Origin of the sequence: Amycolatopsis sp. NPDC051045 (assembly GCF_040682955.1) — a bacterium.
GTDB lineage: Bacteria > Actinomycetota > Actinomycetes > Mycobacteriales > Pseudonocardiaceae > Amycolatopsis.
This window is the reverse complement of record NZ_JBFBCC010000016.1, coordinates 92,844-116,460: the sequence shown is the minus strand read 5'-3', so window position 1 is coordinate 116,460 and position 23,617 is coordinate 92,844. Positions and strand designations below refer to the sequence as shown.

Here is a 23,617-nt window from a genome sequence, read left to right as displayed (position 1 = left end):
GCGGCTCCAAGGGTGCGGGAACTCCTCAACGAGGCCAGTGTGTCGAAGTCGCGAGCTCCTCGTCGACGATCGCCAGGAGTTCCGGAGTCAGTTCGGCGAGCGAAGTGGCGAAGTGGCGGACGCCGTGAGCGGCCATGAACTCCCGCTGGCGCGCGTGGGCGGGGCTCGACGGGAACCCGATGAAGCCGGCGCCGTGCGCGCGGGCGTCCTCGGCCACCCGGCTGACGTCGTCGACGAACACGATCTCGTCGAAGCCGACGCCGAACACGCGCCGCGCGATGTGGTCCACGCCCGGCCGGTGCTCGTTGATGCTGACGTACGGCGCCTCGGGGTCGAGCAGGTCCACGAAGCCGCCGAGGTGGTGGTCGAAGGTGTGCTCCCGGGTCCGCCCGCCGTAGCAGACCAGCCGCACCGGGAGCTTCGCCAGCGCCTCCAGGCAGTCCCGCACCCCTTCGGCGACGCGGATCGGGTGCTCGGCCAGGTACTCCTGCCGCGCGGCCCACAGCTGCCTGAGCGTCTCCTCCGCCGGCTGGTCGAGGCCGCAGAGCGCGGTGACCTTCTCGGCGACGACGATGTCGCGCAGCCCGATGACGTCCCGCTCGGCCGCGGCGTCGTACACGCCTCCGTGGCCGGTGACGAACCGGGCGATCATGGCCAGGTAGGTGTCGTCGATGAGCACGCCGTCGCAGTCGAGCGCGACCACGCGCAGCTTCTCGAGCCGGGTCACCGCTGCGCGAACACTTCCCGCGCGGCCGCGATCGCGTTGAGCGCGGCCGGGAACCCGCAGTAGAACGCCAGGTGCAGCACGGTCTCCACGGCCTCCTGCTCGGTGCCGCCGACGTTGAGCAGGCCGTGGAGGTGCACCTTCAGCTGCGGCAGTGCGGTGCCCAGCGCGACGCACGCGGCGATCGTGACGAGCTCGCGGTGGCGCAGGGTCAGGTGCGGCCGGCTGTAGATCTCGCCGAAGGTGAATTCCACGATGTAGGTGGCCAGGTCCGGGGCGATGTCCCGCAGGGCCGCGGCGACCTTCTCGCCCGCCTCGCCGTCGACGGCCTTCATCGCGGCCAGGCCGCGCTCGTAGCGGTCCTCGATGCCCGCCCACGGCACTTCGGCCACCGCCTCGGCCGGCAGCTCGTCTTCGGGCCGTCCGTCGAAGGCGGCCTTGAGGGCCGTCAGCGCGTTGAGCGTGGCCGGGAACCCCGCGAACGAGCTGACGTGGATGACGGCCTCGACCAGCTGACGGCGGGTGCAGCCGACGTTGAGCGCGGCCTTGGCGTGGAACTGCAGCTGGGAACCCGCGTAGCCGAGGGCGGTGAGCGCGGCGACCGTCACCAGCTGCCGCTCCGGCAGCGGCAGGCCGGGCCGGTGGTAGACGTCGCCGTAGATGAACCCGACGCACTGCTCGCCGAACTCGGCTTCCCCGATGCTCTCGAACAGGTCCAGCACGGCCGGCCGATCCGCCCCGCCGAGCTGCTGGAGGAGTTTCAGGCCCCGGGCGAAGGCCGCGGAGCGGTCCTGCTGCTGCAGGTCGGACATCGTGGAGTGGTTTCCCTTCCGGAGTGCGGGCTTTCGCGGCTCAGCCGAGGTAGGCCCGGGTGGCCTGGTCGGCCTTGCGGCGTTCCAGGGTGTCGACGCGCCCCTGCGCGATCATCGAGTACTCGATGCCGGCGGTGGCCACGGTGCGCCCCTGCTGGCGCACCGCCGTGGTGGCGCGGAACTTCAGGTTGCTTTCCCGGCGGAGATCCGACTCGACGATCAGCGACTCGACCGTGGCCGGGAGCGGGAACAGGAAGTCTTCGAAGGACAGGTCGATCCGCTTCCACACCCCGGCGTACGCGGCCGGGGGCAGGCCGGGCCGGATCGCGGTCTCGAACTGCGCGATGCAGATCTGCCGCATCGCCTCGATGATCACGATGCCCTGCACGTGTTCGCCGGTGTGGTGGTCGAGGACCAGCTCGTTGTCCCGGTGGATCCGCAGCTCGGCCCGGCAGTGCGTGGGCACCGGGCTGTGCACGCCGGCGAGCAGGACGTTCTCCGGCCGGTCCTTGTGGACGACCACGGGGCGTTCGAGCGGCTGCCGGAACGAGTCCGGGTCCGCGAGGCGCACGGCGGCTTCGCTCTTTTCGCATGCGGCTTCGAGCAGGTCGCCGTCGGTGGCGTCGATGCCTTGGCCGAGGTGGACGACCCAGTGGCAGCCCGGCACCTCGACACCGCCGGCGTCGAGCATGGCCAGCAGGCCCGACATCGTGAGCACCCGGTCCCCGCGGGCGAACTGCGCGAAGCGGTCGGCGACCACCACGACGTCCCGCCGGGTGTGCCCGGCGAGCGCCCAGGCCTGCTCATCGGTGGTCTCCTGGCAGGTGGTTTCGGGGCACGAGACATCGTGCGGTGCCACCTCGGGCACCTCCGTCCGGGTCTGGTCGGGTGTCACGGCCGCGCCGAAGCGTGGGCGTCGAGGAGCGCTTCGGCGAGGTTCCGGGCGGTCGTGGCCGAGCGCCAGCGCGGCCCGGACAGCTCGGTGGTCAGCAGTTTCAGCGTGGCGCGCACCATGTCCGGCTGCTTGCCGACGCCCGCGTCCAGCAGCGGCGCCACCTGCGCGGCGGCGCCTTCGAGGTCGTCGAGCCGCAGGTGTGCGCGGCCCGTGTCGATCCGGATCATCGGGTCCATGGCTTCCCAGCGGTTCTCCGGGGACAGCTTTTCGAAGGCTTCGCGGGCGGTGGTGAACTCGCGCAGCGCGGCCGAGGCCTGCCCGACCGAAAGCAGGGAATTGCCGGCCATGTAGTGCCGCCGGTCCTTCGTGATGTTGAAGAAGCGGTCCTCGCCGCCGGCCCCGATGTCCGGGTCCTCGATGGTGGTCCAGCGCGCGATCGCGTCCAGCACCTGCCGCTCGGCCTGCACCGACGACCAGCCGCGCGCCTCGGCGAGGATGAGCGGCGCGTCCGTGAGCCGCCCGCCCACCCGGTAGTTGAGCCCGTCCGCGGCGAGCTTCGCGGACTCGATGCCGTTGCCGGCCCAGAACGCCACCCGCGCCTGGGACGTGCGCACCCAGCGCCGGGCGAGGAAGTCGTCGGCGTACTGGGTGTAGAGCCAGGCCGCGGAGTTGAGCTCGCGGGAGAGCCGGTACCGCCCCAGGTCCCCGGCGATCCAGGCCATCATCGCGCTCGACTTCGCCCCGACGAGCAGGAGGTCCTGGGTCTGCTTCGGCCGCTGCCGGCCCTTCAGCAGGGACGCGGTCCGTTCCTCGATCACGGCGAGCTGGTCGAGGATCGAGTCGGGGGCGGTCCGGGTGTAGGCACCGCCCAGGAAGTCGAGGTCCGACCACAGGTCGTCGAGCTGGACGTCGTCGACGTTGGTCGTGGTGAGCCGGAGGGCGTCGTCGAGGGCACCGGCGCCGACCTCCCCGCCGGGGCGCGGCTCGGCGCGCGCGACGGTGCGGGCCGGCGGTACCGCGGGTTCGGCCGCCGCGACGGCCACGGGCTCCGCGTCGGCGTGGTATTCGGCGAGGTCCTTGGCCGGCAGCTGCTCGAGGTCACGCAGTCCCAGCAGGCACTTCCAGCTGGTGCCGTAGACCTGGGCCAGCACCCGCAGGGCGGCGACGGTCGGCCGGACGCCGCGCTCGGGCCACTGCTCGTACTCCCAGATCCGCGTGCCGCGCATGCCCGCGCGGGGGTCGCCGGTGACGGCGTTGTACTGGTGCGCCGCGACGTCGAGCGAGAGCTCGGACGCCAGTCGCCACGCGGTGCGCGGCGGAATCCGGCATTCGACGATCAGGTTCTTCGCCACCTGGGCCGGAATCGCCTCCTGGGGAAACCCCAAGCCGGCCAGCCGGTCGCGTAGTTGTGCACGGTAGGGCTTACTCCCTGGTTTGGCCTGTCGACTCATCGTTCATCCAACGATCTTCGGAGTACGGGTGCACACCGACGACAGTACCGCAGCGTGACGGCGGCAGCCCAGGACGTCACCGGGGCGGGAACCGCGCGATTTCCGAGAAGTTGAGTACGCAACAAGGGTTTTCGGCCGCGGGCCGCCGTCGTGCGCAGAGAATTGCCTGAGAGCGCTCCCAATCCGGCGGCGCCGGCACCCGCGAGTGATCTTGGGACGGATTTCCGGAATCCACCCCAACGGCGGCGTCCGGCCCCGCGGGCGGTGGCACAGGGCCACCCAGGCATCCCCTGCGCCCCAACGGGTTCGGCCGTTCAGGAGTGTTCAGTGGACGCCGCGGGCGAACCGGCTGCGGAAAACGGACCACCGGATCGGGCCGCGTCCGGGTCGCTCTTTACAAGAACGACACGCGGGGGTTACCTTTCCGGCGGCTGGAAGCGCTCCCATGCCAGGTCGCCTCACCAGAACGCGGCCACCACCCAGGGGCGTCGTGGTGCAGGCCACGGCGCCCCTGTCCGCGTCCCGGGAGGACCCGATGAACAGGTTCGCCGGCGCTCTCGCCGCACTCTGCCTCGCCACGGCGGGCACCACCGCGGTCGTCGTGGCCGGTCCCGCCGCCGCCGCGCCCGCGTGCTCGGTCGACTACCGCGTCAACCAGTGGCAGACCGGGTACACCGCGGACATCACGGTGACCAACGGCGCCACCGCGGCCTCCTCCTGGACGCTCACCTGGCACTACGCCGGGAACCAGACCGTCAGCTCCGCCTGGAACGCCACGGTCGGCCAATCCGGGACCGCGGTCACCGCGCAAAGCCTGTCCTACAACGGCGCGCTGCCGGCCGGTGGCTCGGTCTCCTTCGGCCTCCAAGGCACCTACAGCGGGACGAACGCCACGCCCACGGACTTCGCGCTGAACGGCGTCTCGTGCGGCGACCCCGCTCCCCCGACCACGACCACCCCGACGACCCCCACCACCCCGACGATCCCGACGACCCCGACCACGACGACTTCCGGGCCGCCGCCCGCCGGCTGCGCGAGCGCCGCGCTCTGCGACGACTTCGAACAGCAGACCGGCAGCACCCCGGGCGGCCGCTGGACCGTCGGCGCGGCCAACTGCCAGGGCACCGGCACGGTCGGCGTCGACACCTCGGTCGCGCACTCGGGCTCGCGCTCGGTGAAGGTCACCGGCCAGGGCGGCTACTGCAACCACGCGTTCCTCGGCACGAGCCTCACCGGCGTCGGCTCGGGCCACCTCTTCGGCCGGTTCTGGGTCCGGCACACCACGCCGCTGCCCACCGGGCACGTCGCCTTCATGGCGATGCGCGACACTCAGGACCCCCCCGGCCGCGACCTGCGCGCCGGCGGGCAGAACCGCGCCCTGCAGTGGAACCGCGAGTCCGACGACGCGACGCTGCCCGCGCAGAGCCCGGTGGGGGTCGCCCAGAGCGTCCCGCTGCCCACCGGGACCTGGTCCTGCTTCGAGTTCGAGGTGGACGGGGCCGCCGGCCACCTGCGGACCTGGCTCGGCTCTTCCGAGGTCGCCGGGCTCGTCGTCGACGGCGTCCCGACACCCGACGTCGACCAACAGTGGCTCAACCGGGCCTGGCACCCGTCGGTGACCGACCTGCGCCTCGGCTGGGAGAGCTACGCCGGCGACGCCGACACGCTGTGGTACGACGACGTGGCCGTCGGCACCTCGAGGATCGGCTGCTGACCGCCCGAGCTGTGCCGATCATTACCGATCCGACCACCGTCACGGCCGGATGGCTTCGTGGTGACCCTTACGTGCCGCACGAGGGTCGGCCTGCTTTTGGTCGGATCAGTACCGGCCGATGATCCGCTCGATCCCGGCCAGCTCGTCGTCGGTGAATTCGAGGTTGGCGGTGGCCGCGACGGTGTTCTCGAGCTGCGCGACGCTGCTGGCGCCGATCAGCGCGGAGGTGACGCGGCCGCGGCGCAGCACCCAGGCGATGGCCAGCTGCGCCAGCGTCTGCCCGCGGCGCTCGGCGACGTCGTTCAGCGCCCGGATGGTCGCCAGGGTTTCTTCGGTGAGCCGGTCGCCGGTGAGGAACGGGCTGGCACCGGCCGCGCGGGAGTCGGCCGGGATGCCGTCGAGGTAGCGGTCGGTCAGCAGGCCCTGGCTCAGCGGCGAGTACGCGATCGAGCCGACGCCGTGCGCGTCCAGGGTGTCCAGCAGGCCGTCTTCGACCCAGCGGTCCAGCATCGAGTACCGCGGCTGGTGGAGCAGCAGCGGCGTGCCCAGCTCCTTCGCCGCGGCGAGCGCGGCCTCGGTCTGCTCGGGCGAGTAGTTGGAGATGCCCGCGTACAGCGCCTTCCCCGAGCGGACGGCGGTGTCGAGTGCCCCCATCGTCTCCTCGATCGGGGTCTCGGGGTCCGGGCGGTGCGAGTAGAAGACGTCGAAGTGGTCCAGCCCGGTGCGCGCGAGGCTCTGGTCGAGGCTGGCCAGCAGGTTCTTGCGGGAACCCCACTCGCCGTACGGGCCGTCCCACATCAGGTAGCCCGCCTTGGACGACACCAGGATCTCGTCGCGGTACGGGCGGAAGTCGGCGGCGAAGTGCCGTCCGAAGTTCGCCTCGGCCGCGCCCGGCGGCGGGCCGTAGTTGTTGGCCAGGTCGAAGTGCGTCACCCCGAGGTCGAACGCCCGGCGCAGCACGGCGCGCTGGACGTCGAGGGCCTTGTCGTCCCCGAAGTTGTGCCACAGGCCGAGCGACACGGCGGGCAGCTTCAGCCCGCTGTGCCCGGCCCGCCGGTACGGCATGCCGGCGTACCGGTCTTCGGCCGCGACGAAAGGCGACATGGTTCTCCTTGTCGGAAGGGGGAAGCCGCAGTCTAACGGCGCCGCAGGAGCGCGCCGGCGAACGACGCCGCGGGCGGCAGCGCGGGCAGCAGCGTCGCCTGGTACGCGTGGTAGACGTCCGGTTTGCCGGCCCACACCGTCGCGGCGGGACGGTTGTCCGGGTCGAGTTCGTGGTGCCACGAGCCGTGTTCGCGGTCGACGAAACAGGCTTCGGCGTGCTCGCACCATTCCCCGAAGCGGGCGAGGTAGGCGGGGTCGCCGGTTTCCTGGTGCAACGTCCACGCGGCGGCGATCGCCTCGGTCACCACCCAGTGCAGCCGGGTGCGCACCACCGGCGTCCCGGCGAAGTCGGTGGTGTAGACGAAGCCCGGCCGCCCGTCGGCGGACCAGCCGTGCCGGACCGCGGTCTCGAACAGCGCGACCGCGTCGGGCACCAGCCACGGCGGCGCGGCGTCGCCGAGCGCCCGTCCGAGGTGGACGGCCAGCCGCGCCCACTCGAAGAGGTGCCCGACGGTCGCGCCGAACGGGCGGAAGGGGTGGGCGGGTTCGTCGCGGTTGTACTCCGGCCGCACGTGCCAGTCCGCGTCGAAGTGCTCCGGCAGCAGCCAGCCGTGCACGCGGGCTTCGCCGTGCACCAGACGCTCCACTATGGACAGTGCGCGGGTCGCCCACACCGGGTCACCGGTGACGTCGGCGGCGGCCAGGAACGCCTCGACGGTGTGCATGTTGGCGTTGGCGCCGCGGTAGTCCTCCAGGCGCGTCCAGCCGCGGTCCCAGACGTCGGCGACGAGGCCGGGCCCCGGTTCCCAGAACCGCCGCTCGACGACCTCCAGCGCCTCGGCCAGCAGCGGTTCCGCGCCTGCGGCACCGGCGGCGGTCGCGCTCGCGGCGGCCAGCACGACGAACGCGTGCTCGTAGGCCCGCTTGCCGGTCAGGACCGTCGAGGCGTACCAGCCGCCGTGCTCCGGGTCCCGCAACGGGCCGGTCAGCGCCGCGACGCCGTGGGCGACCTGCTCCCCCGCGTCCGCTCCCTGCAGGGCCGCCAGCGCGAAGACGTGCGTCATCCGGCAGGTGATCCAGGTCTCGACGGGCCGGTCGAGCACCGGCCGCCCGGCGTCGTCGAGCCAGGCGAACCCACCGCCCGGGTGCGCGGCGCGGCCGGCGAAACCGAGCAGCCGGGCGGGTTCGGCAGCCACCCAGGCGGGAACCGGAAACGGACTGTCCACTCTCTGCCTTTCTCCACGGGCCGGCCCGGTTCGACGGGCCCCCGCCAAGGTAGGCCAAGGCACCCGCGCCGGTCATCGCGGGCTGTTCCGGAAGTGACCGCCGCCGCGTATCCTGACCTTGAGAGCGCTCCCAGTCTTCGACGCACGCTACCCGACGAAGGGACTGACGTGACCAGGAGACGAAGTACGATCCTCGCCGCCGTCACTGTGCTGCTGGCGAGCCTGACCGCCATCCTGCTGAACACCGGCACGGCCGAGGCGCACGGCGCCATGATGAAACCGGGCAGCCGGACCTTCCTGTGCTGGCAGGACGGGCTCAGCTCGACCGGCGAAATCAAACCCCAGAACCCGGCCTGCGCGGCCGCGGTGGGCGTCAGCGGCGCCAACTCGCTGTACAACTGGTTCGGCGTCCTGCGCTCCGACGGCGCCGGGCGCACGCGCGGGTTCATCCCCGACGGGAAGCTGTGCTCGGGCGGGAACCCGAACTACGCGGGCTTCGACGGGGTCGGCTCGTGGCCGCTGACCCACCTCACCGCCGGAGCTCAGTTCGACTTCTCGTACAACGCCTGGGCCGCGCACCCGGGCTGGTTCTACACGTACGTGACGAAGGACGGCTGGAACCCGAACCAGCCGCTGACCTGGGACTCGCTGGAGGACCAGCCGTTCCTCACGGTGGACCACCCGCCGGTGACCGGCTCGGTGGGCACGGTGGAGGGCCAGTACAAGTGGAGCGGCGCACTGCCGACCAACAAGTCCGGTCGGCACATCATCTACTCGGTGTGGAAGCGCTCGGACAGCGCCGAGACGTTCTACGGCTGCTCGGACGTCACCTTCGACGGCGGGCACGGGGAAGTCACCGGCGTGAAGGATCCGGGCACCAACCCCACGACGCCGACCACGCCGACCACCCCCACGACGCCCACCACCCCGACCACCCCCACCACCCCGACGACGCCCACGACACCGACCACCCCCACGCCGCCGGGCTCGTGCATGGCGATGTACGCGATCACCAACACCTGGAGCGGCGGCTACCAGGCCACGGTGACGGTGATGAACCACGGCACGACGGCCTACACGAGCTGGCAGGCGGGGTGGACGCTGCCCGCGGGCCAGACCGTCGCCAGCGTGTGGAACGGCACGCTGAACCAGTCCGGCTCGACGGTCACGGTGCGCAACGCCGACTGGAACGGCCGGGTCGCCGCCGACGGCACGACCACCTTCGGGCTGGTCGTCAACTCGACAGGAGGCAATGCGGCGCCCTCGCCGACCTGCCAGGGCAGCTGAGACAGCGCCCGAGACAGCGCCTGAGCCGTCCCGAGTGGACAGTTCGGGAAGGCCACCTCGAGGGCCGTTGGCGTCCCTCGAGGTGGCCTTCACGCGTTCGCCGGGCCGGTACTGCCGCGGGTGATCAGCCGCGGCCGGGAGGCGCACACGTCGCCGGCGCTCCGCCCGGCCAGCACGTCGTGCAGGAGGGACGCCGCGAGCGAGCCGAGTTCGGCCAGCGGGCGCCGGATCGCCGTGAGCGCGGGGCGGACCAGCCGGCAGAGCGGGGTGTCGTCCCACGACACCACCGAGAGGTCCCGGGGCACCGCGAGGCCCAGTTCGCGCGCGGCGGCGAGCGCGGCGACCGCGAGGTCGTCGGTGTCGCACAACAGCGCGGTCGGCCGGGGGTGCGCGGCCAGCACCCGCCGGACGGCGTCGGCCGAGGGTTCGGGGTGGATCGTGCCCGGGTACGGGAGGCCGGTCGCCGCCGTGGTGAACGCCCGCTTCCGCGCCGCGGGGTCGGCGAACGCCGCCGCGCCCGCGATGCGGACCACCCGCCGGTGTCCCAGCGCGGCGAGGTACGCCAGCGCCTCGGCGGCTCCGGTGACGTCGTCCACCAGCACCGACGGGACGCCCGGCACCCCGCCCGGCCCGCCGAGCACCACCGCCGGCAGGCCGATCCGCACCAGCTCCGCCGCCCACGCCGGCTCGGTGAGCAGGACGCCGTCGACCTTGCGTTCGGCCCGCCAGCGGCGGTAGATCGCCAGCGCGGCGTCGTGGCCGGGAGCGACCTGCAGCAGCAGCTCGCCCTCGAACCCGTCGAGCAGGGCCGGCACGAACACCTCGAGCGACCGGTCGACCACCAGGCCGACCGCCCCGGTCCGGCCACCGGACAGCGCCCGCGCGGTGCTGCTGGGGGCCCACCCGAGCTCCCGGGCGATCTCGGTGATCCGCTGCCGGGTGGCTTCGGAGACGCCGGGGCGGCCGTTGAGGGCGTAGGAGACCGCACCCTTGGAGACGCCGGCCTCCTTCGCGATGTCGGTGATCGTCGGACGCTTCATCGCACCCCTTCGTTGCACCACGGGGACCGCAACCCGCGGTCCGTGTTCGCCCGGACACCCGCTGTCGCGCACCTTGACACCTGCCACACCGGGAAACAAGACTCGCGGTGGGAGCGCTCCCAGCCGCTGTGGTCCGGGAGCGGGTCGCGAACGGGGAGTGCGCGCACATGAGGCAGATCCGAAGACGGCTGGCCTTCGCCGTCAGCGTTGTCCTGCTCGTCCTGACCGGCGGGTGCGGACCCGGCACGCCGGAGGCCATCACGCTCACCGTGGCCACGTTCGGCGAGTTCGGCTACGAGGACCTCATCCCCGGCTACGAGTTCACCCACCCCGGGCTCACCATCCGCCAGGTCCGGACCGAACAGGGCGGGCCGTACCACCAGGAGCTGCTGACCAAGCTGCAGAACGGCCAGGGCCTCGCCGACGTCCAGGCCGTCGAGGAAGGTCACCTCGCCGACGTGCTCGCGCAGTCGGCGAAGTTCGCCGATCTGGCCGAGGTCGGGCCCCCCGACGTGAAACCCGGCCGGTGGCTGGAGTGGAAGTACGAAGCGGGCCGCAGCAAGGACGGCAAGCTCGTCGGCTACGGCACGGACATCGGCCCGCTGGCCATGTGCTACCGCAAGGACCTGCTGGAGGCGGCCGGGCTGCCCACCGATCCCGGTTCGGTGAAAACGATGTTCGCCACCTGGGACAGTTTCTTCCAGGCGGGCGAAAAGTACGTCAGACGCTCCCACGGCAAGGCGTGGTTCGACTCCGCGGCGCAGATCTTCAACGCCATGGTCAACCAGCTCCCGGTCGGCTACCTGGACCGCGAGGACCACTCGACGCTGGAGACGAACACCGGGCTGAAGGACGCCTGGGACCAGGTCGCCGGCGCGGTCGGGCAAGGGCAGTCGGCCGGCCTGACCGCGTTCGCCGACGACGGCAACAACGGGCTGCGCACCGGCGCGTTCGCGACGAAGGTCTGTCCGGCGTGGATGCTCGGCGTCATCGAACAACAGGCCGGGATCGGCAACGCCGGCAAGTGGGCGCTCACCGACGCCTTCCCGAACGGCGGCGGCAACTGGGGCGGTTCCTTCCTCACCGTCCCGGCCGCCAGCGGGCACCAGAAGGAGGCCGCGGCGCTCGCCGCCTGGCTGACCGCGCCGGAGCAGCAGCTGCACGCGTTCCGGGTGAGCGGGAACTTCCCGAGCCAGGTCGACGCCTTCACCTCCCCGGACCTGCTCAGCGAGATGAACGGCTACTTCGGCGGGGCGCTGAGCGGTCAGGTCTTCGTCGCCCAGGCCCGCAAGGTCGGGAAGCCGCAGTACAAGGGGCCGGGGGACGGCAAGATCCAGGAGACGGTGATCGCCCCCGCGCTCAAGTCGGTCGAACAGGGCGCCGACCCCGCCGCCGTCTGGGAGCAAGTGCTGATCGGGGTGCACCAGCTCGTCCGCTGACCGGAAATCCGCTCGTCGGAGCCCGCGAAACCGGGCAGGGTGGCGGGCATGCTCACTCCCCTGCCCCACCCGTGGCGGCACCACACGATCCGGCACCCGGGCCCCGCCGACCACCTCGCCGTGCTCGCCGTCCTCGACCGCTGGTGGGGTGGACTCGGCGGCGAGGCGGGCTCCCGCCAACGGGCGCTGCTGCTGCCGAAGCTGATGTTCCAGCACTTCACCGACAGCAGCTTCCTGGTCACCGCCGACGACCGGATCGTCGCGTTCCTGATCGGGTTCCTCTCGCCCTCGCGGCCGGCGGAGAGCTACATCCACTTCGTCGGGGTCGATCCCGCCGAACGCGGCCGCGGGCTGGGCGCGGCGCTGTACGAGCGCTTCTTCGCCTACAGCCGGGCACACGGGCGCTCGGTGGTACGGGCGATCACTTCGCCGGAGAACAAGGATTCGCACGCGTTCCACACCCGGATGGGGTTCGTCACCGAACCAGGGCCGAAGGAGTTCGAGGGGGTGCCGGTCCAGCCCGACTACGACGGGCCGGGTCTGGACCGGCTCAGCTTCCGCAAGGACCTCGGCCGGGCACGCTGAAGGTGCGCACGCCCGGCCGCGGCGGCGGGAGGAGGACTGCGGGCCACCCGGGCTTCGTTCGAAGCCCGCGTGGCCCGCAGCCGGGTTCTGCACGGCAGCGCTTTCCCTCGACGGGGAATGGAGCCCGGGCCGGGCGGCGGCTGCGCGGCACCGCCCGGCCCGGGGTCTGTCACTGCACCGGCGGGTAGGCGTTCTGGACCAGCTGCTCGAACTGGGCCTCGAACCACTTGCCGGACAGCGGGGCGTTCGGCAGGGCGCCGGTCAGGTTGCCGCCGTTGGCCTGCTCGGTGCCGTGGAAGGTCGGGTCGCACATCGGGTCCGCGCCCTTGCCTTCGTCGTTCGGGATCTGCTGGCTCGCACCGTCGGACTCACCCGGCGGCTTGACCCAGACGTAGGCGTCGAAGTGCGCCGCCGGGGCCGCCGTCGGCCGGACGCCCAGACCCGCACCGCTCTGGTTGCACCAGTTGCCGCGGTGCAGCCGCCGGTCGATCCGGCCCGAGTTCACGTAGGCGTCCACAGTGGACCCCGACGCGCCGCTGGGCCGGGCGGAGCCGCCCCAGCCGTTCCGCGAGGTGTCGACCAGCATGCCGATGCTGCTCGGCAGGCCCGCCGCCACGAACGCGTTGTACATCGCAGTGGCGAACGGAACCTCGGCGAAGTACGGGTTCCACTGGTAGAACGTCGCCGACTTCAGCTGCTGCCCGCCGACCGTCAGGTTCGGGTCGGGCAGGTTCGGCTCGGTGAGCGGGGTGTAGTTCGCCGTCGAGCTGATGAAGCCGTCGACGCTGTTCACCCCGGCCGTGGTGCCCTGCACCGTCTGCTTGACCAGGTTGACGAACGGACCGAAGTTGCTGTCCCAGCCCAGCCACGCCGAGTGCGCGATGTCCAGGTAGTTGTAGACGTTGGAAATCGCGTGCAGCTTGTTCAGCGCGTACTGGATGCCCTGCACGTACGCCCCGCTCGACTGCGCCTCCGCGCACGTGGCCATCGAGGTGTTCGTGATGAGGTTCGGCAGCGAGTCCGGTTCGACGACCGCCACGATCCGCAGCGGCGCGTACTTCGCGTCGGACAGGATCGAGGCGATCGGGTCGATGTACTCCGCCTTGTACCGGGCCAGCCCGTTCTGGGCGACCTTCAGCTCACCGTTGGACGCCAGCGCCGCGCAGTCGCGGTTGGGCAGGTCGTAGACGACGATCTGGATCGTCACCGGCGTGCCGCCGCTAGCCTGGGCCAGCGCCGCGTCGAGGTGCCCGCGCAGGCCGCGCGCGCTCGACGTGCCGGCGATCGCCGCGATCCGGTCCAGCCAGACCGCGGTCGAGGTGTTCGCCACCTTGGCCATCTGGGCGCCGAGCGTGCCGCCCTTGGCCGCGGCGGCCGCGCTCACCTGGCCCGACCAGTCCGGGTTCACGTACCCCTTCGACCCGACGTACGGGTTGTCCACGTGGGTCCCCGGCTGGGGCGTCGTGGTGACAGTGGTCGGGGTGGTGGGCGTGGTCGGTGTCGTCGGGGTGGTCGGCGTCGTGGTGACCGTCGTCGGCCCCGTCGGTGTCGTGGTCGTGGGCGTGCCGTCGCAGTGGGCACCGTTGAGCGAGAACGACGTCGGGATGTCGTTCGTGCCCGAGTACGAGCCGTTGAAGCCGAAGCCGACCGAGGCGTTCGAGCCGAGCGTCCCGCCCCACGACGGGTTCTTCGCGCTCACGTGCTTGCCGCTCTGGCTGAACGTGGCGCTCCACCCCTGCTGGACCTGCTGGTTGCCGCCGAAGTCCCATTCGACGTTCCAGGACGAAACGGCGTCACCCAGGTTGGTCACGGCGACGTTGGCGGTGAAGCCGGTGTCCCATTGGTTGACCGTGTAGGTGACCTTGCAGCCGGTGGCGGCGCCCGCCGGGCTGCCCCCGGCCACCAGCAGTCCCGCCGTGACCGCTGCCGCGGTCACCGAGGACGCCACGGCGAACCGTGACTTCCTCTTCGCGGACCAGAATTCACTCCTCATCGAGTGCGCTCCTCTGTCTTGAATAAATGGGGTGTTCCGTGGGTGGGTCAGGTGGTGCAGGCGGTCGCGCCGACGGCGAAGCCGCTCGGTGCGCCGGTCGAGGCGCCGGTCGCCTGGATGCCGATCGACACCGAAGCGCCGCCGGCCAGGTCGGGCGCCCAGGTGGGCGCCTTCGCGGTCGCCTGTTGCCCGGTCTGCGTGACCGTCGCGTTCCAGCCGCCGGTGATCTGCGTGCCGGTGGGCACGTTCCAGCCGAGCGCCCAGTTCTTCATCGCCGCCGTCGCTGTGTTCTTCAACGTCACGGTGGCGGTGAAGCCGCCTTGCCAGGTGTTGTCGACGTGGTAGGTGACCGCGCAGCCCGCCGGGGGCGGCGGGTCGGTCGTGCCGCCGCCGGAGCCCACCGGGGGGATCAGGTACGGCTGCAGGATCGCCTGCTTGGTCTGGTTGACCGTGGTCCAGTCGTCGTTGAGGATGCCGCCGGTGTCCCCGGAGTTCGGGTTCCACGACCAGTAGGTGAAGCTCATCCCGGACGTCCCGGTACCCGCGTACTTCATCAGCTCCTGCAGCCAGACCTTGTCGCGCGGGTCGGCGAGCGTGGAACCGAACTCGCCGAGCAGCACCGGCGCGATGTTCTGCTTGTGCAGGTAGCCGAAGAAGTGGTCCCACAGCGCGGGCAGGTTCGCCGGGAACGCCGGGTCGGAGAACCACTTCTGCGCGAACACCGACGTCGCGTATTCGTGCGCCGAGTACACCAGCTTGTCCGGCTTGGACAGCCGCACCGGGAACTGCTTCGCGCCGGAGAGGTTGCCGCCCCACCAGCCGCACTCCGGGGCGCCGGTGCCGCTGACGCAGTCGACGCCCTCGACGACGATCAGCCAGTCCGGGTTCGCCGCGAGCACGGCGTTGCCGGCCCGTTCGGCGGCGAGCCGCCAGTCGGTCGCGGTGTCACCGCAGCCCCAGCAGGCCCCGCCGCCACCCTGGATCGCGTGCGGCTCGTTGTGCAGGTCCGCGCCGATCACCGTGGTGTTGCCCTTGTAGTGCTGGGCCAGCATCGTCCAGTCGGAGATCCAGCGGCTCTCCGGGTACGCGCTGGTGTACCAGAGCGGGGACTGCGCCCCGGAGTCCGGCCGGTGCCGGTCCAGGAGCACGCGCATGCCCTTGGTGCCGGCGTACGCGACGATCTTGTCGAGCACCTGCAGGCCGGTCAGGCCCTGCAGGTCCGGGTTCTGCACGGCGTCGATGCTGACCGGCTTGGACCCGGCGTCGAACAGCTGGTTCGAGTACGGCAGCCGCAGCGTGTTGTACCCGAGGCCGGCCATCTGGTCGAGCATGTCCCGGTAGCTGCGGCTCCACAGCCCGTGCGGCGAGTAGTTGCCCGTCTCGGCGCCGAACCAGTTGATCCCGGTCATCCGCACCGGCGCACCGGCCGCGTCGACCAGCTGGGCACCGGCGGCGTGCCAGAACCCGGTGCCGGTACCGGCCGCCGCGGTGGTCTCCGGGGCCGCGGCGGCCGGGGACGCCGTGAGAACGGCGCCCCCGACCAGTGCGGCGACCACCAGTGAGAGCAGTCGCTTCATCGAGTGCCTCTCAGCCGAACAGGGCGACGTGGGCGGCGAACGCGGTGGCGATCTCCGACTGTGCCCAGAACCGGTGGTAGGTGAACGTCGGCGCGGCGCCGCCGTCCAGGTAGGCCTGGACCTTCGGCCACTGCGGGTCGCTCTTGTAGAACGAGCGGATCGACAGGAACGTGGAGTTCGCGTTGATCGGGTCGCCGTTCGGCATCGTGCCCGTCCAGCCCGAGGGCACGTACAGCCCCTGGTCCGTGGAGGCGTTGTACTTGTCGTCGAACCGGTCGTAGTCCGACCGGGTCTCCGGCACCGCGATGCCCTTGGCGTCCGTGTTCGCCGAAAGCGCGTTCAGCAGCTGTTCCCCGACCGTCTTGGCCTGGGCGTTGCTCGACCCCGACGCGTAGTACAGCAGCGTCTTGGCGAGCGAGGCCGCGACCCCGACGTCCTGGCTGTAGTTCTTCACCGAGACGTGCAGGCCGGTGTTCGAGCCGGGGCTGGTGGCGCTCCAGGTGTCCGGCGCGCCGCTCCAGGTCAGGTCGGACGGGATCTGGAAGCTCCCGCCGGCGCCGACCGTGGTGTTCGCGATCGCCCAGGGCACCCACTTGTCGAGGATCTTCTTCGCCCGGGGATCGTTGGTCGCCTGGTAGTACTCGGCGATCCGCTCCATGCCCCAGGTCTGGAAGCCGAACCACTGGTTGCTCGGCGGGTCGTGCCAGACCGGCTGCCAGTCGTAGTACATCCCGTAGAAGGTCGGCGTTCCCGCGGGCGGGGTGCCGTACTGGCCGTCCCAGCTGTTGGTCGCGCCGCCGGCGAGGCCGCCTTCGGACGACTGCAGCCACTGCAGGAACTCCATCTGCCGGCCGAGGCTGGTCGCCCAGTCACTCGCCCCGGTCGCCGAAGTGACCTTCAGCCCCGGATCGGCCGACAACGCATACGCGGCCAGGGGGTTCTGGTAACCCTGGTGCGCCGCGCCGTCACCGATCCGCCACGCCCAGGCGCTGGACGAATCCATCGAGCCGCCCCAGGCGTAGTACCACGAGATCAGGTAGTGCTCGCTGTCCTTGCCGGTGCCGGCCGGGCAGCTCGACGGGCCGACGCAGTTGCCGACCTTCTTGAAGTACTTGTCGAACAGCGAGTACCGCAGGTAGTCGCCCATCTTCGAGGCCTTCTTCAGCACGGCCGCGACGTCGGAGCTCTTGCCCTGCGCCTGGGCCCACTTCTCGGCCTGGAAGGCCACCTGCACGACCCGGGCGTCCGCGTCCGGCGCGTCGGTGTACTTCCACTGCTTCGCGTAGGACGAGTCGCCGGTGAACAGGTCGAGGTACCCGTTCTTGCCGCCGAACTTCAGGATGTCGCAGCTCGGCTGGGTGACCGTCTCCCAGACCGATTCCTGCGAGCCGCGCTGGAAGGTGTTGATGAACGCCGGCGCGGTGTTGGTGCCGTCCTCGCAGTGGCCGAACTTGTAGATGTTGTCCACGTCGAGCAGCCAGTGCATGCCGTAGACGTCCGGCGAGCCGTAGGCCGCCTTCAGCTCGGCCGCGATCGGGTCGGCGCCCACCGGGACACCGCTTTGCAGGGGCGACGGGTAGGACTTCGGGCTCGGGTACTCCGCCGCGTACGTCGCCGGCTTGCTCGCGTTGTACCCGGAGTTGCCCGGCTGGTCCGCCGCCGACGGGATCGCGTACGTCTCGATCGACGTCCACGCCTGGTTGAACGGGGCCCAGTCACCGGTCACCCGGCCGTAGGACGCTTCCAGCCACAGGTAGTAGCTGAACGCCTCCGACGTCGTCTCGTGCCCGTGGTCGGGCGCCTCGACGATCAGCGTCTCGATCGAGTGGTAGGGCACCAGGATGTTCCCGAACTTGCGGAAGTAGCCGTTGTTCGGGTCCTTGATCTTGTTGTACTGCGTGAGGAACGCGAGCTGGTAGTCCGAAGTGGACGAGGAGATCTCGTTGACCGCCACCGTGGCCGCGGTGTAACCACTGCTGCTCGCGGTGAAGGTCGCGCTGCCCAGCGCTCCCCCGTTGTCGGCACTGGCGACCGTCACGTTCTGCGGGACGTTCCAGTTCGCCGCCGTGAACGTGAGGCTCGCCGGAGTCGCCGTGAGATCGGTGCTCCCGGCCGTCCGCGCGACGGCGACGGTGACCGAGGCCGTCGGGGCGCCGGCCAGGGAGACCGCGAACGTCGTCGAGCCGCCCTGCTTGACCTGCGCGGTCGCCGGGGTGGCGACGATCGTCGGCCCGGAGAGGACCTTCACGCTGACCGGGCTGGACGTCGTGCTCGCGCCCTTGTTGTCGAACGCCTTGGCGCTGATCGAGTACGTCCCGGCCGGGACGTTGCCCCAGTTGCCCTCGAAGGGCGCGGCCGTGTCGGTGGCCAGCAGCGTGTCACCGGCGTAGAACTCGACCTTGCTGACGGTGCCGTCGCTGTCGGCGGCCGTCGCGGCTAGAGGGATCGTCGCCGGGGCGTAGTACGTGCCGGTCGACGTCGGGGAGGTGAGGCTGACCGTGGGCGCCTTGTTGGCGCCGGTGCACGAGCTGCCGTTGACGGAGAAGTCGGTGGGCGGCCGGTTGGCCGATCCCTTCGAGCCGTTGAACCCGAACGACGTGCTGGCCCCGGTGCCGAGGTGGCCGTTGTAGGACAGGTTCGTCGCGGTGACCGCGGCGCCGGACTGGGCGAACGTGGCGCCCCAGCCCTGCTGGACCTTCTGGCCGTCGAGGAACGTCCAGCCGACCTTCCAGCTGTCGAGCGCGGGCCCGTCGTTGCGCAGCGAGACGTTGGCGGTGAACCCGGAGTCCCAGTCGTTGGTGGTGTAGGTGACGGAACAGGCGATGTCGGCGCCGAGCGCCGGAGGTGGGGCGACCACCGCGCCCGTGACCGCCAGCACGGCCGAAGCCAGTGCCAGCGCACGTGCGCGCTTTCGGGGAGAGGAACGCATGGCTTCGGAACTCCTTTGTCCGTAGGGAGCCAGCGATCTGGGAGCGCTTCCAGACGCAGACGGTAGCCAGCCTGAAACGTGGATGTAAAGAATCGAGTCAGAAGGACACCGCGGCCCCGCACGTCACACCTGCGCGTCCGGCGAACAACGCCTCACTGAACACTCCTGAACGGCTCGCACCTAAAGTGGCACGTTCACTCGTTCAGCCCAATGAACCGGTGACGTTGAGTGCTCAGAAAACGCTGTTTAGCGCCGAAAGCGTGCATCTCGGACCGGAACGTTCCCACCCATCGAGTCACGGACGCCGTGTCGTCCGTTCCGGTACGCGTGTCGTCCACACAGGTACGCGTGTCGTCCGTGCAGGTACGCCGGCCGTCAGGACAGCGCCGGACGACACGCGTACGCAGACGGACGACACGGCGGTCAGCTCGAGGCGCGGACCGCCAGGGAGACCGGGAGGATGTGCTGGCGCGGTTTGAGGTTCTGGTCGTCGAGCAGCCGCATCAGGGTCTCGACCATCGCGTGGACCTGCTCGCGCGGGTCCTGGTGCACCGACGTCAAGGGCGGGTCCATGGCCGGGGCCAGTGTCGCGTTGTCGTCGAAGCTGACCACCGCGATGTCTTCCGGGATGCGGCGGCCCGCCGCGTCGAGGGTGCGCAGCGCGCCCACCGCCATCATGTCGCTGGCGACGAACACGGCGTCGAGGTCCGCGTGCCTGGCCAGCAGCGCCGACATCGCGTTCGCCCCGCCGGACAGCGTGAAGTCGGCCTCTTCGGCCAGGTCGGCGGGGTCGAGCCCGGCGTCGAGGAGGGTCTTGCGCCAGCCGGCGAGACGGTCTATCGGGGCGCTCTGGTCCTGCGGGCCGGCGATCGTGGCGATCCGCCGCCGCCCGGCCGCGACCAGGTGCTCGACCGCCAGCCGGGCACCGCCCTCGTTGTCGAAGTCGACGACGTGCACCCCGCGCCGGATGCCGGCCGCCTGCCCGCCGAACACGACCGGGATCCGCAGCAGCCGCAGCGCCTTGGGCAGCGGGTCGGCCCGGTGCGGTGCGAACACCAGCGCGCCGTCGACGTGGCCGCCTTCGAGGAACCGGACCGTCCGGCTCAGGTCCTCGCGGGTGTCGCTGAAGATGAGCACCATCTGGCGGCCGACGTCGGCGAGTTCCCGGTAGCCGGCCCGCATGACGGCGGTGCGGTACGGGTCGTCGAGCAGCCGGGCCTCCGGCTCCGACAGCACGACCGCGATCGCGCCGGTGCGGCGCGTGACCAGCGACCGCGCCGCCTGGTTCGGGGAATAGCCCAGGTCGCGGGCCGCGGCGAGCACCTTCTCGCGCGCCGCCGCGCTGACGTACGCGTCGTCGTTCAACGCGCGTGACGCCGTCGACCGCGACACGCCGGCGAACGCCGCGACGTCCTCCAGTGTCGGCCGTTCTTCATCCCCTGCTCGAGGCCCCACGGCACCGCCCTCGCTCACCCACAACCACCTGGACCGCCTCAGCTTAACGTTCACGCAAGCCGACGTCCGGGAGCGCTCCTCGCAGGAAACACTCCGGTTACGACCTCTTGACACCGGTGAAGGGCCCCAGCAGACTCTGCCACACCTGGGAGCGCTCCCAGATCGGCTCCCAGCAGTGAGAGCGCTCATTCCCGTCAACAAGGTGGTTGGACACGTGAGAACGATCCGGAACGGCCTGGTCCTGGCACTGGGCATCACGATGACGGCGCTCGGCGCCACGGCTTGCAGCGGAGGCGGTGAGAACAACCCTCCGGCCGCGGCGGCCCCGAACGAACACGTCGACCTGACGCTGGCGACGTTCACCGAGTTCGGCTACGAGGCTCTCATCCCGGAATACGAGCGGCTGCACCCCAACATCAAGATCACCCACCGCAAGACCGGCCAGGGCGGTCCGTACCACGAGGACCTCGTCACCAAGCTCGCCGCCGGCTCGGGTCTCGCCGACGTGACGGCGCTCGAAGAGGGTCACCTGTCCGACTTCATGGACAAGGGCTCGAAGTTCAACGACCTGAGCAAGATCGGGCCGGCCGACGCCTCCCCCGATCGCTGGCTGAACTGGAAGTACGAAGCCGCCAAGACCAAGGACGGCAAGGTCATCGGCTACGGCACCGACATCGGCCCGCTGGCCATGTGCTACCGCAAGGACATGTTCAAGGCCGCCGGTCTGCCGGACGACCCCGAAGCGGTCAAGCCGCTGTTCGCCACCTGGGACAGCTACTTCGCCGCCGGCGCGGACTTCGTGAAGAAGTCCGGCGGCAAGGCCTGGTTCGACTCGGCCGCGCAGAACTTCAACTCCATGGTCAACCAGCTCCCCCAGGGCTACATCGGCAGCGACGACAAGCTGGCCGTCGAGAACAACCAGGGCATCAAGGACGCGTGGGCCAAGGTCACCGACGCGGTCGCCAAGGGCGAGTCGGCCAAGCTGACCGCGTTCAGCAACGAGTGGAACACCGGCTTCGCCCAGGGCGCCTTCGCCACGAAGGTGTGCCCGGCCTGGATGCTCGGTGTGATCAAGGAGCACGCGGGCCCGGCGAACGCCGGCAAGTGGGCGGTCACCGCGGCGTTCCCCGGCGGCGGCGGCAACTGGGGCGGCTCGTACCTGACCGTGCCGACGCAGTCGAAGCACCCGAAGGAGGCCGCCGAGCTCGCGGCCTGGCTGACCGCTCCGGAGCAGCAGATCAAGGCGTTCCAGGCCAAGGGCACCTTCCCGAGCCAGGTCAAGGCCCTCACCGACCCGGCGCTGCTGAGCAAGACCGACGACTACTTCGGCGGCACGAAGGTCGGCGAACTGTTCGCCGAGCAGGCCAAGAAGGTCCAGAAGCCGCAGTACAAGGGTCCGGGCGACGGCCAGATCCAGGAGAACGCGTCCAGCCCGGCCCTGCAGGCGGTCGAACAGGGCAAGCCGGCGGCGGAAGCCTGGCAGCAGATGGTCGACGCCGCGAAGAAGATCACGCGCTGAGCCGATGACCGTCCTCGACAAGGTCGCGCCAGAAGGGAGTAAGGCCGGGGAGCGGGTGTCTCCCCGGCCCACCTTCCGTCACCGGTTGAGCCGGTGGGACGTCAAGGTCTCGCCGTACCTCTACATCGCGCCGTTCTTCATCCTCTTCGGGATCGTCGGCCTGTTCCCGCTGCTCTACACCGCGTACGTCTCGCTGTTCAAGTGGAAGGCCGGAAGTGACGCCCCGGACTTCATCGGCATCGACAACTACAAGGATCTGTTCGCCGACACCCAGTTCTGGAACGCGCTGACCAACACGATCAGCATCTTCCTGCTCTCCAGCGTCCCGCAGCTCATCATCGCGGTGCTCCTGGCGGCCCTGCTCGGCGCCCGGCTGCGCGGCGCGACCGGCTGGCGCGTCGGCATCCTGCTCCCGTACGCGGCCAGCCTGGTCGCGATCGGGATCATCTTCGCGAACCTGTTCGGCCCCAAGTACGGGCTGATCAACGGCGTGCTGCAGACCATCGGGCTGGACCCGGTCGACTGGCAGGCCAGCCGGTTCGGCAGCCACGTCGCGATCGCGATCATGGTGAACTGGCGCTGGACGGGCTACAACGCCCTGATCGTGCTGGCCGCCATGCAGGCCATCCCGAAGGAGCTGCACGAGGCGGCGCTGATCGACGGCGCGGGCACGTGGCGCCGGTTCTTCAACGTCACCCTGCCGCTGCTCAAGCCGACGCTGATCTTCGTCACCATCACCTCGACGATCGGCGGCCTGCAGATCTTCACCGAGCCGAAGCTGTTCGACGCCATGCCGGGGTCGAACAACGGCGGCTCGACGAACCAGTTCCAGACGGTGACGCTGTACCTCTACCAAACGGCGTTCCAGAACGCGAGTCTCGGCTACGCCTCGGCGATCGCCTGGGTGCTGTTCGTGATCATCCTGATCATCGCGCTGGTGAACTTCTTCCTCACCGGCCGGATCGCCCGTACCCCGGCGGTGAAGAAGAAATGACGACACTTCCCCGTGGCCTGAACAAGCGCGTCGCCGCGCTCGGCAAGCCGCGCAAGGCGACCTACGTCGTCCTGGCGATCTTCGTGCTCGGTTCGCTGTTCCCGTTCTACTGGTCGTTCCTGGTGGCCAGCCGCGACAACGCGATGCTCAGCGAGCGCATCCCGTCGTTCGTGCCCGGCGGGAACTTCTTCGCCAACGCCGCCCGGGTGTTCGACACGGTCCCGTTCTGGAAGGCGCTGGCCAACAGCGTCATCGTGTCCGGCACGGTGACCCTGACGACGGTGCTGTTCTCCTCGCTGGCCGGGTTCGCCTTCGCGAAACTGCGCTTCCGGGGGCGCAACAAGCTGTTCGTGTTCATCGTCGTCACGCTGGCGGTGCCCACCCAGCTGGGCATCATCCCGCTGTTCATCGCGATGTCGGAACTGGGCTGGGCCGGGCACCTGACGGCGGTGATCGTGCCCAACCTGGTCACCGCGTTCGGCGTGTTCTGGATGCGCCAGTACACCATCGACGCGCTGCCGTACGAACTCATCGAAGCCGCGCGGGTCGACGGCTGCAGCATGATCCGGATCTTCTGGAACATCTGCATGCCGGCGGTGCGCCCGGCCGCGGCGATCCTCGCGATGTTCACGTTCATGATGTCGTGGAACGACTTCCTGTGGCCGCTCGTCGTGCTGGACGCCGGCAACCCCACCGTCCAGGTGGCCCTGGAAAAGCTGCAGAGCGGCTACTACGTCGATTATTCGCTCGTCCTGGCCGGCACGACCCTGGCCACCATTCCCATCCTCATCGTCTTCGTCCTCCTCGGCCGCCAGATCGTGGCCGGGATCATGCAAGGTGCCGTGAAAGGGTGACCATGTCCGTACATCCCGA

General features: G+C 70.6%; 18 protein-coding genes. 7 read left to right on the top strand and 11 right to left on the bottom strand.

The window, feature by feature from the left end; genetic code table 11:
- Positions 1–25: 25 nt before the first annotated feature.
- From AB0M80_RS32025 to AB0M80_RS32010, 4 genes are read right to left on the bottom strand one after another with little or no spacing between them, the layout of a single operon-like run.
- The gene (locus AB0M80_RS32025; protein ID WP_364572400.1) at positions 26–727 is read right to left on the bottom strand and encodes an HAD family hydrolase; all 702 of its coding nucleotides are present in this window, start codon (positions 725–727) and stop codon (positions 26–28) included.
- Positions 724–1,536, bottom strand: a complete 813-nt coding sequence (locus tag AB0M80_RS32020) for a carboxymuconolactone decarboxylase family protein (RefSeq protein ID WP_364572398.1) — start codon at positions 1,534–1,536, stop codon at positions 724–726. Before AB0M80_RS32020 ends, AB0M80_RS32025 begins: the two co-directional genes overlap by 4 nt.
- A gap of 40 nt (positions 1,537–1,576) precedes the next feature.
- A complete protein-coding gene (locus tag AB0M80_RS32015; RefSeq protein ID WP_364572396.1) occupies positions 1,577–2,395 on the bottom strand; it encodes an AfsA-related hotdog domain-containing protein in 819 nt (272 codons plus the stop codon).
- Between the two features lie 32 nt (positions 2,396–2,427).
- A complete protein-coding gene (locus AB0M80_RS32010; protein WP_364572394.1) occupies positions 2,428–3,816 on the bottom strand; it encodes a hypothetical protein in 1,389 nt (462 codons plus the stop codon).
- Positions 3,817–4,417: 601 nt separating this feature from the next.
- Between AB0M80_RS32010 and AB0M80_RS32005 the strand changes: the two genes are divergently transcribed.
- Positions 4,418–5,596 carry a cellulose-binding domain-containing protein gene (locus AB0M80_RS32005; RefSeq protein ID WP_364572393.1) on the top strand — a complete coding sequence of 393 codons (1,179 nt, stop codon included), beginning with the start codon at positions 4,418–4,420 and terminating at the stop codon, positions 5,594–5,596.
- 105 nt (positions 5,597–5,701) lie between these two features.
- On the opposite strand, the gene AB0M80_RS32000 is transcribed toward AB0M80_RS32005, so the two are convergent.
- Together AB0M80_RS32000 and AB0M80_RS31995 are read right to left on the bottom strand one after the other, a co-directional pair.
- Positions 5,702–6,700: an aldo/keto reductase gene (locus tag AB0M80_RS32000; protein ID WP_364572391.1), complete on the bottom strand. Its 999-nt coding sequence runs from the start codon at positions 6,698–6,700 to the stop codon at positions 5,702–5,704.
- A gap of 32 nt (positions 6,701–6,732) precedes the next feature.
- Complete coding sequence (locus AB0M80_RS31995; protein WP_364572389.1) at positions 6,733–7,926, bottom strand: AGE family epimerase/isomerase; 1,194 nt, start codon at positions 7,924–7,926, stop codon at positions 6,733–6,735.
- 168 nt (positions 7,927–8,094) lie between these two features.
- Here AB0M80_RS31995 and AB0M80_RS31990 point away from each other — a divergent pair, with 168 nt between their 5' ends.
- Complete coding sequence (locus AB0M80_RS31990) at positions 8,095–9,213, top strand: lytic polysaccharide monooxygenase (protein ID WP_364572387.1); 1,119 nt, start codon at positions 8,095–8,097, stop codon at positions 9,211–9,213.
- An 89-nt stretch (positions 9,214–9,302) separates the two neighbouring features.
- Here AB0M80_RS31990 and AB0M80_RS31985 read toward each other — a convergent pair whose 3' ends face one another.
- Positions 9,303–10,253 (bottom strand): LacI family DNA-binding transcriptional regulator, encoded by a 951-nt coding sequence (locus AB0M80_RS31985; protein ID WP_364572385.1) that lies wholly within the window; start codon positions 10,251–10,253, stop codon positions 9,303–9,305.
- A gap of 167 nt (positions 10,254–10,420) precedes the next feature.
- Between AB0M80_RS31985 and AB0M80_RS31980 the strand changes: the two genes are divergently transcribed.
- Complete coding sequence (locus AB0M80_RS31980; RefSeq protein WP_364572383.1) at positions 10,421–11,692, top strand: ABC transporter substrate-binding protein; 1,272 nt, start codon at positions 10,421–10,423, stop codon at positions 11,690–11,692.
- Positions 11,693–11,740: 48 nt separating this feature from the next.
- A complete protein-coding gene (locus AB0M80_RS31975; protein WP_364572381.1) occupies positions 11,741–12,277 on the top strand; it encodes a GNAT family N-acetyltransferase in 537 nt (178 codons plus the stop codon).
- 169 nt (positions 12,278–12,446) lie between these two features.
- On the opposite strand, the gene AB0M80_RS31970 is transcribed toward AB0M80_RS31975, so the two are convergent.
- The 4 genes from AB0M80_RS31970 to AB0M80_RS31955 all read right to left on the bottom strand — a co-directional run bounded on the left by AB0M80_RS31970 (position 12,447) and on the right by AB0M80_RS31955 (position 20,195).
- Positions 12,447–14,270 (bottom strand): glycoside hydrolase family 6 protein, encoded by a 1,824-nt coding sequence (locus AB0M80_RS31970; RefSeq protein WP_364572379.1) that lies wholly within the window; start codon positions 14,268–14,270, stop codon positions 12,447–12,449.
- Between the two features lie 47 nt (positions 14,271–14,317).
- Positions 14,318–15,847 (bottom strand): cellulase family glycosylhydrolase, encoded by a 1,530-nt coding sequence (locus AB0M80_RS31965; protein ID WP_364572377.1) that lies wholly within the window; start codon positions 15,845–15,847, stop codon positions 14,318–14,320.
- A gap of 10 nt (positions 15,848–15,857) precedes the next feature.
- Positions 15,858–18,776, bottom strand: coding sequence for a glycoside hydrolase family 48 protein (locus AB0M80_RS31960; protein WP_364572375.1), 2,919 nt, complete (start codon positions 18,774–18,776; stop codon positions 15,858–15,860).
- Between the two features lie 423 nt (positions 18,777–19,199).
- Positions 19,200–20,195, bottom strand: coding sequence for a LacI family DNA-binding transcriptional regulator (locus tag AB0M80_RS31955; protein WP_364572612.1), 996 nt, complete (start codon positions 20,193–20,195; stop codon positions 19,200–19,202).
- 250 nt (positions 20,196–20,445) lie between these two features.
- Here AB0M80_RS31955 and AB0M80_RS31950 point away from each other — a divergent pair, with 250 nt between their 5' ends.
- Genes AB0M80_RS31950 through AB0M80_RS31940 form a run of 3 tightly spaced genes read left to right on the top strand, consistent with a single transcriptional unit; the run spans position 20,446 to position 23,598 of the window.
- Positions 20,446–21,750, top strand: a complete 1,305-nt coding sequence (locus AB0M80_RS31950; protein WP_364572373.1) for an extracellular solute-binding protein — start codon at positions 20,446–20,448, stop codon at positions 21,748–21,750.
- 4 nt (positions 21,751–21,754) lie between these two features.
- The gene (locus tag AB0M80_RS31945; RefSeq protein WP_364572371.1) at positions 21,755–22,744 is read left to right on the top strand and encodes a sugar ABC transporter permease; all 990 of its coding nucleotides are present in this window, start codon (positions 21,755–21,757) and stop codon (positions 22,742–22,744) included.
- Positions 22,741–23,598, top strand: a complete 858-nt coding sequence (locus AB0M80_RS31940; protein ID WP_364572369.1) for a carbohydrate ABC transporter permease — start codon at positions 22,741–22,743, stop codon at positions 23,596–23,598. Before AB0M80_RS31945 ends, AB0M80_RS31940 begins: the two co-directional genes overlap by 4 nt.
- Positions 23,599–23,617: the final 19 nt, after the last annotated feature.

Excerpts from the sequence above, each read along its gene's own strand:
- AB0M80_RS32020 (WP_364572398.1), bottom strand. The coding sequence starts at position 1,536 with ATGTCCGACCTGCAGCAGCAGGACCGCTCCGCGGCCTTCGCCCGGGGC.
- AB0M80_RS32005 (WP_364572393.1), top strand. The coding sequence starts at position 4,418 with ATGAACAGGTTCGCCGGCGCTCTCGCCGCACTCTGCCTCGCCACGGCG.
- AB0M80_RS32000 (WP_364572391.1), bottom strand. The coding sequence starts at position 6,700 with ATGTCGCCTTTCGTCGCGGCCGAAGACCGGTACGCCGGCATGCCGTAC.
- AB0M80_RS31985 (WP_364572385.1), bottom strand. The coding sequence starts at position 10,253 with ATGAAGCGTCCGACGATCACCGACATCGCGAAGGAGGCCGGCGTCTCC.
- AB0M80_RS31980 (WP_364572383.1), top strand. The coding sequence starts at position 10,421 with ATGAGGCAGATCCGAAGACGGCTGGCCTTCGCCGTCAGCGTTGTCCTG.
- AB0M80_RS31975 (WP_364572381.1), top strand. The coding sequence starts at position 11,741 with ATGCTCACTCCCCTGCCCCACCCGTGGCGGCACCACACGATCCGGCAC.
- AB0M80_RS31970 (WP_364572379.1), bottom strand. The coding sequence starts at position 14,270 with ATGAGGAGTGAATTCTGGTCCGCGAAGAGGAAGTCACGGTTCGCCGTG.
- AB0M80_RS31965 (WP_364572377.1), bottom strand. The coding sequence starts at position 15,847 with ATGAAGCGACTGCTCTCACTGGTGGTCGCCGCACTGGTCGGGGGCGCC.
- AB0M80_RS31960 (WP_364572375.1), bottom strand. The coding sequence starts at position 18,776 with ATGCGTTCCTCTCCCCGAAAGCGCGCACGTGCGCTGGCACTGGCTTCG.
- AB0M80_RS31945 (WP_364572371.1), top strand. The coding sequence starts at position 21,755 with ATGACCGTCCTCGACAAGGTCGCGCCAGAAGGGAGTAAGGCCGGGGAG.
- AB0M80_RS31940 (WP_364572369.1), top strand. The coding sequence starts at position 22,741 with ATGACGACACTTCCCCGTGGCCTGAACAAGCGCGTCGCCGCGCTCGGC.